The organism is Flavobacterium collinsii (genome assembly GCF_946903285.1).
Classification (GTDB): domain Bacteria; phylum Bacteroidota; class Bacteroidia; order Flavobacteriales; family Flavobacteriaceae; genus Flavobacterium; species Flavobacterium collinsii.
This window is the reverse complement of the sequence record NZ_OX336425.1, coordinates 3,125,847-3,137,337: the sequence shown is the minus strand read 5'-3', so window position 1 is coordinate 3,137,337 and position 11,491 is coordinate 3,125,847. Positions and strand designations below refer to the sequence as shown.

The 11,491-nt window shown below is 33.0% G+C and carries 8 protein-coding genes; all 8 read left to right on the top strand.

Annotated elements, in window-relative coordinates:
• Positions 1–63: 63 nt before the first annotated feature.
• Positions 64–2,514, top strand: coding sequence for a porin family protein (locus OGZ34_RS13060; RefSeq protein ID WP_263360468.1), 2,451 nt, complete (start codon positions 64–66; stop codon positions 2,512–2,514).
• A gap of 32 nt (positions 2,515–2,546) precedes the next feature.
• Complete coding sequence (locus OGZ34_RS13055; RefSeq protein WP_263360467.1) at positions 2,547–7,694, top strand: deaminase domain-containing protein; 5,148 nt, start codon at positions 2,547–2,549, stop codon at positions 7,692–7,694.
• Positions 7,681–7,935, top strand: coding sequence for a hypothetical protein (locus OGZ34_RS13050; RefSeq protein ID WP_173968508.1), 255 nt, complete (start codon positions 7,681–7,683; stop codon positions 7,933–7,935). The genes OGZ34_RS13055 and OGZ34_RS13050 overlap by 14 nt, the downstream gene beginning before the upstream one ends.
• Positions 7,936–8,048: 113 nt before the next feature.
• Entirely contained in the window at positions 8,049–8,300 is a 252-nt protein-coding gene (locus OGZ34_RS13045; protein WP_173968509.1) for a hypothetical protein, read from the top strand.
• Positions 8,301–8,626: 326 nt separating this feature from the next.
• On the top strand, positions 8,627–8,998 hold the full coding sequence (locus OGZ34_RS13040) for a DNA/RNA non-specific endonuclease (protein WP_173968510.1): 372 nt from the start codon (positions 8,627–8,629) through the stop codon (positions 8,996–8,998).
• Positions 8,999–9,010: 12 nt separating this feature from the next.
• Positions 9,011–9,721 carry a hypothetical protein gene (locus OGZ34_RS13035; protein WP_263360466.1) on the top strand — a complete coding sequence of 237 codons (711 nt, stop codon included), beginning with the start codon at positions 9,011–9,013 and terminating at the stop codon, positions 9,719–9,721.
• 2 nt (positions 9,722–9,723) lie between these two features.
• Positions 9,724–10,221, top strand: a complete 498-nt coding sequence (locus tag OGZ34_RS13030) for a hypothetical protein (RefSeq protein WP_173968512.1) — start codon at positions 9,724–9,726, stop codon at positions 10,219–10,221.
• A 105-nt stretch (positions 10,222–10,326) separates the two neighbouring features.
• Positions 10,327–10,920, top strand: a complete 594-nt coding sequence (locus OGZ34_RS13025) for a hypothetical protein (RefSeq protein WP_263360465.1) — start codon at positions 10,327–10,329, stop codon at positions 10,918–10,920.
• Positions 10,921–11,491: the final 571 nt, after the last annotated feature.

Sequence of the window (11,491 nt, the reverse complement as noted above, 5' to 3'; positions counted from 1 at the left end):
TATAAATTTCAAATATTACTGGAAATCAAGAAAGAATACTCTTGATTTCCATACCCATAAAGAATGATTTTAAAGAAAATAATTTTAATTACACTACTGCTTTTTACAGCTGCCATTGGTTTTTCGCAAAACTTTAATGTACAGGAACTGGGCAAAGCCAAGCTAATAAATGTCAGTGGTGGTGCATCTGCCAATACCGTATTCTATTCCGGTAATGCTACAAGAGAACCCTTTAGTTACTTTTTGAACGGAAACATCAATTTCAACATTGCGAACCTATATAACATTCCGTTTTCCTTTTCCTATACCAATCAAAAATTCGGGTACAACAAACCCGTTTTAATGAATCGTTTGAGCATACATCCCTCTTATAAATGGATTACAGCCCATATTGGAGACATAAGTATGACCTTCTCTCCTTATACCTTAAGCGGTCATCAGTTTACCGGTTTTGGAGTCGATCTGACTCCACAGGGGAAATTTAAAATCAGTGCCATGTACGGACGACTGTTAAAAAGCAACGAATATAATTCTGCCTATCCGGATATCCTGCCTGCCTACAAAAGATTTGGGTATGGTTTTAAAACAGCTTATTCTTTAGAGAAAATAAACCTGGGACTTACTTTGTTTAAAGCAAGAGATCAGATCAATTCTTTAAACAATCCTGTGCCATTTGAACTGGATGTTACACCAAAAGAAAATGCTGCCATTAGTTTTGAAACCAATTTTAAACTTTTTCAGAAGCTACAAGTCTCTACCGAATACGCCAACAGCAGTATTACAGAAGATTTGAGAGCTGCGCAAAGTGGAAAAACAAAAGAAGTTTCCTCTTTTTTATTGGGCCGAAATAGTACAACCACAAGTTACAGTGCCTTCAAAGGACAGTTGGCTTACCCGGCAGGAAAAGGTACTTTAGGATTAGGTTACGAACGAATTGACCCAAACTATAGAACCTTTGGGGGGTACTATTTTAACAACGACTTAGAAAACATAACCGTTAATGCCACACAAAATCTGTTCAAAGACAAAGTGTCGCTTGCCCTAAATTTAGGTCTTCAGAAAGACAATTTAGAAAAACAGAAAGAAAGCCAGATGAAACGTTTGGTAACCTCTGCCAATGTCGATTTGAGACCCAATCAAAAATTAAACCTGAACCTAAACTACTCTAACTTTCAATCGTTCACCAACAGCCGCAATCAGTTTGACTACATCAATCAGGTTTCTAATTACGAGTATTTAGACACTTTGAACTTTAGGCAAGTCAACCAAAATTTAGGTCTGACGGTAAACTATTTACTAAGAAATGAAAAACAAATAAAGAAAGCCATAAGCGCCAATTTCTCGATGCAGGATGCCGTAAATCAGCAACAAGGAAAAGCAGTTGCAGGCGGAGCTTCGACCTATTACAACTCCGCCCTTACCTATTCTCTTGGTTATCCGCAAAAAGATTTAAGCTTCAATGGTTCCCTAAACAATACTTATGGACAAACGGATAGCGGAAAGAATTTTATTATCGGACCAACCGTCGGAGCTTCCAAATTGTTTTTGGAGAAAAAACTGAATGCTACTGCTTCGACCAGTTACAACACCAGTTACAATAATGGCGAAAAGCAAAACGACATCTTCAATTTCAGATTGAACGGGTCTTACATTTATCTTGAAAAACACAATTTCAACATGAGTGTCATTACCCTATTCAATAAAACGGGCACGGGTAGAAATAACGATCTGACGGCTACCCTTTCGTATACGTACTCTTTCGACAAAATCAAAATGCGTCCGAAAAGAGAGCCAAGAACCGAGGAGGACATGAATCTTACTTCTATTCTGAAAATAAACCTCAACGGAAAGGCTTTAGAAGGAACGCGTGATCAGATTACAGCCCAGTTAAAAGAAATGCAATTGGCACTAAACCCATTACCGGAAAAAGAAAGCACAAATTTAGAGCATTTACTCACACAGGCTACCCTTGCATCAGACGACAAACAGTTTAAAGAGAAAGCTTTAGATTATCTGGAAACGTACAATACAGAAGCCGAAAACGTAAAAAAATACAATAACTACCTTTTGGAAGCAGCCAAAAAACTGGAAACAGAGATGAAAAGCAAAGACGAAAGTCTTGAAAACACTTATGTTGCAGCAATAGGAAGAGTAAACAGCCATAAACTGCATGGTGTGAATGAAGCAGAGATCACCGATAAAACAGCTTACAAATCGTATCTCAAACTGGTGGAAAGAAGCAACAACAACCGCGATCAATTAACCCGTCACCGATGGATGCTAAAAGAAATTTCGACATTAGCTAAACTGCCTGCTGCCGAAATAAAGCAAAACCCAATCGCAGTTGTTTTTAGCACGGGGCAGGTTGAAGAAGTTTTTAAAGCAATAAAAGACAAAAAACTTGACCCTGAAATAATCACTGCTATCGAAGTCAAAATGATTCCGTTCTATCACGAAATCGCTCTTAAAAATGCAAAACCTGATGAAGTCGATCTTAACCATATTCAAAAATAAAGGATTCAATACGAATACTAACCTGACAAAAAATGGATAAACCTCAATTACCCAAAATGCTGAAAAAACTGTACCTATTCCTGTTGCTGCTTTGTTCCCTGACGGGATTCGAAGGCTATACACAGACCTTTCCTATTTCGGTCAATACTCAAATTACACAGCCCTCGCCTATTTATCTGAGTAAATATGCCGATGCGACTACCATAAACAGTCCCATAAAAATTCAATTGGTACTTAACGATTTGACCATCTCAAACCGTCAGGTTCGATTAAAAATATACTTTCAGGGCAACGGAGTTTCGTTCAGTAACAACGATTTTGTTGTAGGAGCAAAACCACTTTACCTCGAAGGAGGGTTTCCATTGCAATTAACCAATGTTGATCTGGCTCCCTATTTTCAATACCAGAACTTGTTGGGATTAAATCCAAATCAATATGCACAACCTTTACCAGAAGGAATTAGTAACTTTTATGTAGAGGTATATGATTTTGCTACAGGAAAAAAACTGTCCAGAAAAACGGGTACAACTACTGTTATTTTTCAAAATGAACCGCCCTTCCTAAACCTGCCTTTAAACAATGCTTCGATCATGCAGCAAAACATTCAGAACATTGTTTTTAGCTGGACACCGCGAAGCATCAATGTCAGTAATGTAGAATACGAATTTTCATTAGTCGAAATCTGGGACAATTATACCCCTGTTCAAAATGCCTTTGCCTATTCACCGCCGTTGTATACCACCACAACCAAAATGACAACCCTGCAATACGGTATGAGTGAACCTCAACTGATTCCCGGTAAAAAATATGCGTGGCGCATCAAAGCGAAAGCCATTTTAGGAGCCGAAGAAATTGGAGTATTTAAAAACAACGGTTATACCGAAATCTTTGCTTTTACCTACGAAGTATTCTGTACCTCTCCCCTTGCCGTTAAAACGGAAAGCATTGGTCAGGATCAGGCCAAAATAAGCTGGAGCGGTAACATCGACAACTTTGACTATCGGGTAAACTATCGTGAGAAAAATTCCGGTTCGCAATGGTACAAAGCTGTCACACCAAGAGAAAATATTACACTTAGCAACTTAAAGCCTAATACCACCTACGAATATACTGTAGGAGCATCTTGTGATATAGGCAAATACATTAACAGTTCAATATTCGAATTCACTACTATAGCCAGAGACGAAATTGTATTTCAGGGCTGCGGTATCAAACCGGATCCGAGAGATTTAGCGAACCAAACCCCACTTCCGGAGCTTTTTCCAAATGATGTCATTACAGCGGGAGATTTTCCTGTCGTAGTTTTAAAAGCCATAGGAAGTAACGGTAACTTCTCCGGAGAAGGTTATGTAACCCTGCCCTTTTTAGAAAAATTCAGAAAACTAATTGACGCTGCTGATGCCTTAGGTGCAAAAGATGAAAACGGAGCTTCAAAAGGAAACCTTAGCGAAAATACCCGAATCAGAATAACCTTTAACAACGTTGGTGTTAATAGCGATTTTAAATTAATCTCAGGAGAAATTATTGCGGCTTATGATCCTACCTGGAGCGGTATCTCTGATTTAGATGGTGTCATCAATGACGCCTTTGGTGACGCCGGGAATGTGGTCAATCAGGACATTCAGTTTCCTATAAAATCAGTAGTAAAAAATCCTGATGGAAGCATTACAATAACTGGCCCGGATGATGTTAAAGTTAACTTGCCAAAAACCGTAAATGATATTATAATTACGGATAAAAACGGTAAACAATATGCCGTTCCTGCTAATGCTCCTGCCGGTAATATCGAAAAAACAGGACAACTCGCTCCGGGAGGAATTCCAAATTCCAAAAATACAAACGGAATGGGATCTGGCGGAAGTGTGACTGAAATTTCATCTCCAGATGTAAATGTAATTTTCTCTAAAGGAAATGGATTTTATGCTTTTGATCATGCTCCTGCAGCAGCAAACGGAAGTTTAGGTAAAACTTATGAAACAATCCCTCAAAAAAGCGGTGGTACCTATAATGTAAATTTGAAAGCTATTTCAAACAGTCCTAATAAAACTGATATTGTAATCGCAACCGCTAATTTCAAAAACGGAAAAACCAAAAAAGACATTGTTTTTAAAACTCAAAATGGTACTGCTATTGATAGTACTCAGATTGTTTGGAACGACAATGTTGCCACTTTAACCCTAAAAAAGACTTTAGATTTTGCTAAAGAAACAGTCATTGCAACGGTTAAACCTGCTACATCAAAAGACCCGAAAGAAACTGTCGGGAAATACGATATTGCCGGAACAATTGATTTATGGCATTTGACCAATAAAAAAGTAAATGTAACACTGGTTAGCGTTAACAATGCTTCAATACCTGCTAATGCAAAAGAGCAATTGAATGCAATTTATGAACCAGCCGGAGTAACATTTGACGTTAATACCTTAAATGTAACCTTAGACAACAGTTGGGGCGAGAGCATTGAAACCAGTGATAGTGACTTACTAAACACCTATACACCGGACCAACAGCAAATTACCAATAATCTAAAAGCAAAATTAGGTGCCGATTATAAAAAAGATACCTATTACATAATTTATACTGGAGCCCCTTCCGATAAATCAAACATCCTTGGCTTTATGCCGTTGAAGCGACAATACGGTTTTATTTTTAACAAAACCAATACCGTTCGCACATTGGCACACGAATTAGGTCATGGTGTCTTTGGCTTGAAGCATCCATTTACAGAGTATAACACGGCAACAACCACCGATCTTTTAATGGATTACGGTACCGGAGTGCTTTTAAGCCACAACGACTGGCAGGTACTTCATACTCCTGGATTACAGTTGTATCCGTTTATTCAGGGGAATAGTGATGGGGAATATAGAATGAATGAATTGATCTCTGGAATAACCTTAGATGATTTAAGCTCATTCAATGAGAACGAAGTACCATTTTTAACCAAAACCGGTGAAGTCCTAAAACTTAAAAAAGAAGATTTTAAAGATATTTCTTTTAATCAAAATGGGACAATTTTTGCATTTACTAAAATTGAATTATTAAAGGGCGAAAGATACTTATCGGCTGTGCAAAAAAAGGATTCAAAAATCTTTTCTGGTTTTTCATCTGATGTGGAAAAAGATGATGATTTCTTTAAATTTTCTTACGATTCTAAAAACTTTGATTATGTATACATAGTACAAAAATCAGAAAACAATCCTTGTACTATCAAAGTTGAAAAAATTTCATTAAAAAAATATGCAGAATATAACTACATCGAAAAAAGCGAAGTATCATTATCCTCTTTAATTGTTAAGAGCATTAGTACAAATGAAGTTGCTTCGGTGTCTAGTTGTAAGAAAAAGAATTTATTTACTTTAATTGATAATTCAATAAAAGACCCAAATAATCAAACTAAAATAGCCCCAGTACATTGTGAAGAGGTATTAAATCATTTAGGAAGATATTTCACACCTGATGAATTAGAAAAATATAGTGTCGATGAAAAACTAAAGATTATTGAATTTTTTAAAGAAAAAGACTGTCCTCTAAAAGATAACTATTTTTCTAAAGTTCCTGGAGAAAGATACTTTGCAAGTTGTTTCAAAAATGTTAAGGAAAGTGATCAAGAATTGTTTTTACAGTCTCTTTTAACTAAAAATGTGATCAATTTTATTTTTGATGAGGTTGATACAAAATGGCTATTAACTGGTGGTGAAAACAATTTTCATGAAATTTTGAGTGTTCTTTCACTATACACTACTAACTTAAATAAAAATAAAGGATATAAAGAAGACCAATTAACTTTAAATTTTGATAGCTCAATAAATCCGTTTAAAGATGCATTTAGGATTGATATTGAAAAAGACAAAATTAAATTTGATACTAGCATAAGTTCTACTTACTTACTTTTATTTGATAACAAACCAGTTTACTTAGGAATTTATGATGTTGTATTAGTAAACTTCAAAGTACCATTTGTTTACAAAGATGTTACTTTTGAAGGAATCAGACCAATACCTGCATTATTCTTTGTAGTCATAGCAAATGAAGTAGCAAATCAGGCAAATATTGCAGGAGCAAATGTAGTTGTAGATGTAGTATCTGTTTTATCAGGGGCTGAACTAGCTGTACAAATGTATAAGCAAACAGCTAAAACTTTTTTAAAGAGCCCTAAATTTTGGAGACATGTAACAGGAGTAGTATTAGGAAGCGCAAACGTAACTGTTAACACAGTACTGATTGATAAACTACAAGGAACCGAATTTTTAGCATATTGGAATACTATAAATCTAGTGTATGGAATTACTGACATTGGTTTTAATATAAATGATTTTATAAAAGCAAGAAATGCCGCTAAAGTAAAATTAGTTAATGAAACCTCCGAAATTAATACGGAATTTGATAATTTAGCGGATGGCTTAGAAAAGAAATTTGAACCGGTACCTGACTCTAACAATAATGTTGTTTGGCTATTATGGTCTCAATATCCTAAAAAAGTTATTAATGGGGAAGAATTTGCAATTGTTGGAAATCGCTATTTTTCTCAAATTGCAGTTGAAAGTATGATCCCATCTGGCGGAGGTGGTTCAGGATTTACGGCAAATGTAATAGAAGGTATTCTAAGTAATGGTGAAAAAGTTACTATTGATGGAAAATCATATTGTTTAACTATAGATGGTTTCATTAATACTGAAAATAATGAATCAATAATAAGAAGTATTAGTAAAATTAGTGAGAGAGCTGCAGAAAAAAGCAGTATGAAATTAACTAATGCATTTGTAGGTACAAAACTTGAAAAAGAAGCCGCAAAAGCAACAATTAAAGAATTTAGAAGTTCTACAGGAGATGTAGGAGGAAACTATGGCTATCTAAGTGGAACTGTAAATGGTGAAGATTTGAATAACAGACTTTGGAGGAGTGGTGCTGCTCTTAAAGAAGAGCCACAAATTTTTAAAGCCATAGAAGCTGGAAAAGAGAATGAAAAATATTTACGTAATACAGATAGCGAGTATAAGATGTTAAATGCACTAGCTTTTAAATTAAAAGGCGTGCCAGATCAACAGTACCCAAATATTAAAGGCCAGATAAAAATCGTATCTGAATTGGATTTTTGCTCTTCTTGCAGAGGAGTAATTAAGCAATTTAACGATATGTTTCCTGGAATTAAATTAATAATTATAAATGGAGCCAGATAAAAAGAAAATAAGAATATTTACTAACAATGAATATTTATTAAAAGGAATAATAATTGATTACAATTCAATAAATAAAACAGATTTCACCTTCGTCAAATATGTACATAGTGAAGTAAATTTTGCCATTATTGAATTTGATAATGCTAGTTTTAATCAAATCTTTGAGCTAGGAAGAATCCTTGGTGGCACGATAGAGGCAGTTGAGAAAAATATATCAAACCCTCCATCCACATTTATGTAATTTTTTTTAATAATGCTAGATCGAAGTTTATTCAATTTTTATTCTATCATTTGACTAAAAGGTTTTTCATAATCTCTAAAATAAAAAAATGTTGTTTAAAAAATATTATTAATATGGGACAAGAAAGAAAAAAACTAACCATAATTTGTAATTATGAAGATTTTCTAAAAGACTCCATTAATTGGTACAATTCTACTTACAAAACAGACTTTCTTTTTGTTGGATATGTAGATCACAAATTGAACCTGGTGGAGATTGAATTTGTAAATGCAGATGTAAATCAAATTTTTGACTTAGGAAGAATTTATGGTGGCACAGTAGAAGCATTTGACAAAAAAATATCAAACCAAAGATCAATTCTTTGATCTAGAGAGTATATTTTTAAAAGATCAAAAAGAAATAAACTAATTTTTAATTGTTCAATTTATGGTTAATTAAAAGGTGACAAACTAAACAAATTAAGATAATAATAATCGTGTGTATTAAATCAAAAATCTTCAATACAGCAAGGATAATCGCTTAAGATACTGACACATCCCCACTTCCATATAAAGTCTAACTTGTCGGGAGCAGTTCAGAGACATTTGTACTGCATCTGCAATGAAAACTTTGAAAACGAGACTATCAAAGACTACTTCTCCTATAAACACCAAAAGCTCTGGATTTTCAGAGCTTTTTTAATAAACCCGTTATGGAAGATCTTGATTTTGCTCCAAAGGCAAGAAATGAATCTTATCAACAGCAAACTAAAGTAGTTAAAGATGGATACCCTAAAGATGCCGGAGGGCATATTTTTAGAAATCAATGGGGAGGGCCAAGCGAACAAATTAATTATTTTTCTCAAAATTATGTAAAGAACAGACCTGGTCCGGGAGGAGATTGGTTTAAAATGGAGCAAGCTATAACCGATTTAAAAAAGGCAAACCCTAATAAAAAAATAAAAGTTGAAATGGAATTCTATTTTGACGGAAATTCAAAAAGACCTAGGGCAATTGATGTTGATGTTTATATTGACGGTAGCTATAGCAATACTTTAAGTAAAGAAGGAATAACTAACCCATAAAAAATTATAAAAATGGATATTAATTATTTAGTTTCAGAAATAAAAAACTATTATAAAGAATTTGAATATGAGAAATTAATTGTCGACTACATTTTTACAGTAGAAGGTAGCTACAATTTCATTGTTAATTATACGAAAGACAACACAGATAAAGAATCAGAAATTTCGAATAAGCCTATTAGAGATACCGTCAGAAAGATGGCGGAGATGTTTGAAGAGAAAAAAAACTCTAGTAACAAGTTCAACCGTGTAAAAATAGAAATCAATTTAGATGGCACATATTCAGAAAAATATTGGTGGGATACAGGGAAAGAAAAGCAAGATTTATTAGACTATGCAGATGTATTCTATCAATGGGTAAATGAACGAATGATGTCCATGATATTTGAATATGAAAAGGACAATAATCTTGTTCCTACGCAGTTGGACGATGATGGTGATTTAGAATATTTAAGCTCTTGGGACAGCGGAATCTTTACTTTTCATATCAATAAAAAGAATGAGTTAGAATATAAAATCGTTCTTACCATCGATGATGTTGATAGAATACTAGAAATGCCTTTGAAAGATTATTTTATAGAAGGAGTTTTACAGCATCATCAGGTAACTAATACAGAGCTTTCAGACAAATGGAAACCTTGGAATAAATTAATAATTAAGTCACCTCACAATAGTATTCCTTATGACAAAGTAGATGAATTTGTAAGTTATACTTTTGAATAATTATGCAGTATATAATTCGAAATAGAATAGATAACGAAGGTAAAATGTATCGTGTAGATATTGATTTTATACCCGAAAATCTTTCTCTATCTGCGTTTTTTTCTCAAATAAATTTAATATACTATCCTGATTTTATTATTGATATTTACAGTTCAAGTAGTACTGGTTATGAATATATAAGTTTGCGAATGTTTAGTGATATTGATTGGGAAGATCAATTATGGATTAAAAGCGTAATGGGAAGAGAATTATGTTTAGGAGAGATATTCTTACATCATGAATTTATGGGAGACAATATAATTTCTGAATCTCTTTTTGATAAAATTTTATACGATTATTCTATAAAAATTTTAGATACTTACAAAGAAGATAATAATCTAAACAACGACTATATAAATTGGTATCAAGATGAGAATGGGAAAAAAAATCTTCATTGGAAAAAGGACATGATTCATTCATTATCTAAACTTTCACAAAAAATTGCGCTAGAAAAAAAGTGAAATATAGATTCTAAAAAATATTTTTTTATCTCTTAAAAATAAATTACTCTTTGATAAAGCAAAATTAAAAGTTATTACTTTATACTTATTATATAACTAATAAACATGATTAGAAATTGGAAAAAATTTAATGAAACTGGAATTTACATATCTGTTGATATACTAGATTCTCATTTACCTAATTTTGATAAAATTGAAACAAGTATAAGGAATGAATTTTTAAAAGGAAAAAAACAGGGGATTTATTGGGAATATAATGGACAGAAGATAGCAATATCTGATGAAAATGGAAGTGTTGAAGGTTTTCCTATTTCAACTCTACAATATGTTATTGCGATATTTCAAAATAGTAAAATATATCCACATCCAAATAATGCGGTAATTTTTAATTTAGATGGAACTGTTAACAAAATTCTTAAAATACCAAAATTCAAGTCTGAATTAATTCTGGAACAAATAGAAAAACAGAATGAGTCAAATCCTCCTATTGAAAGCTTTTTAAGAGATAAAAGATTATGTTACAATCATTATAAGAGATTCATAAATGATAAAGGTGTTGAATTAGATATACTAGATATAGATTACGAGTTAGAATATACAGAATCTCAAATTTTAGATCCTTATACGTTAGAATTAACAGATTTTTTAAATGCCCGTTTTGATAGATACTATTACTGGAATGAAAAATACAATCCTTAAAAAATATTTTTAAAGTTTTTCTTCTCTTTATTGTAAAATAAAAAAATTTAACATATTGAACAATGCAAACCTCAAAATACACAAAATTCGCAGTAATCTTATTGGTAATCTTATTTCTAGTTCTTAGCTTTATAAGCTAAAAAAAACCAAAAGCCTTCTGAAAATTCAGAAGGCTTTTGGTTTTTAATAATTTCTACTAATAGCAGTTTTATCAATCCTGACCATTAGTTATCTTCAATAAATAGCCACCCCTCAAAAACACACCAACAATTTGATTATTAACAACTTACACCAAAAACACATGAGAAAGCAGTCTGTTAAATCACCAAAAAGAGTATATTGAGGTATAAAAAAGTGGCAATATGTTAGGAAAAATTAAGACCGATTTTCAGCAGAATTTGTTTCAAACTAGTCTTGTAGACCTTATAAACTTAGAGCATCCTTTGGTAAAATTAACCCGTTGCTGATAATCTTAATAGCTTCAACGATTTTATTAAAAACGGTATGTCTCCAAATGAGGCTGCTTTAAAAACGTTCACTGGAAAAATGGCAATAGAACATAAATTTACAA

Bases quoted from the DNA above. Each gene is read 5' to 3' on its own strand.
- OGZ34_RS13060 (WP_263360468.1), top strand. From the start codon at position 64: ATGATTTTAAAGAAAATAATTTTAATTACACTACTGCTTTTTACAGCT.
- OGZ34_RS13055 (WP_263360467.1), top strand. From the start codon at position 2,547: ATGGATAAACCTCAATTACCCAAAATGCTGAAAAAACTGTACCTATTC.
- OGZ34_RS13050 (WP_173968508.1), top strand. From the start codon at position 7,681: ATGGAGCCAGATAAAAAGAAAATAAGAATATTTACTAACAATGAATAT.
- OGZ34_RS13045 (WP_173968509.1), top strand. From the start codon at position 8,049: ATGGGACAAGAAAGAAAAAAACTAACCATAATTTGTAATTATGAAGAT.
- OGZ34_RS13040 (WP_173968510.1), top strand. From the start codon at position 8,627: ATGGAAGATCTTGATTTTGCTCCAAAGGCAAGAAATGAATCTTATCAA.
- OGZ34_RS13035 (WP_263360466.1), top strand. From the start codon at position 9,011: ATGGATATTAATTATTTAGTTTCAGAAATAAAAAACTATTATAAAGAA.
- OGZ34_RS13030 (WP_173968512.1), top strand. From the start codon at position 9,724: ATGCAGTATATAATTCGAAATAGAATAGATAACGAAGGTAAAATGTAT.
- OGZ34_RS13025 (WP_263360465.1), top strand. From the start codon at position 10,327: ATGATTAGAAATTGGAAAAAATTTAATGAAACTGGAATTTACATATCT.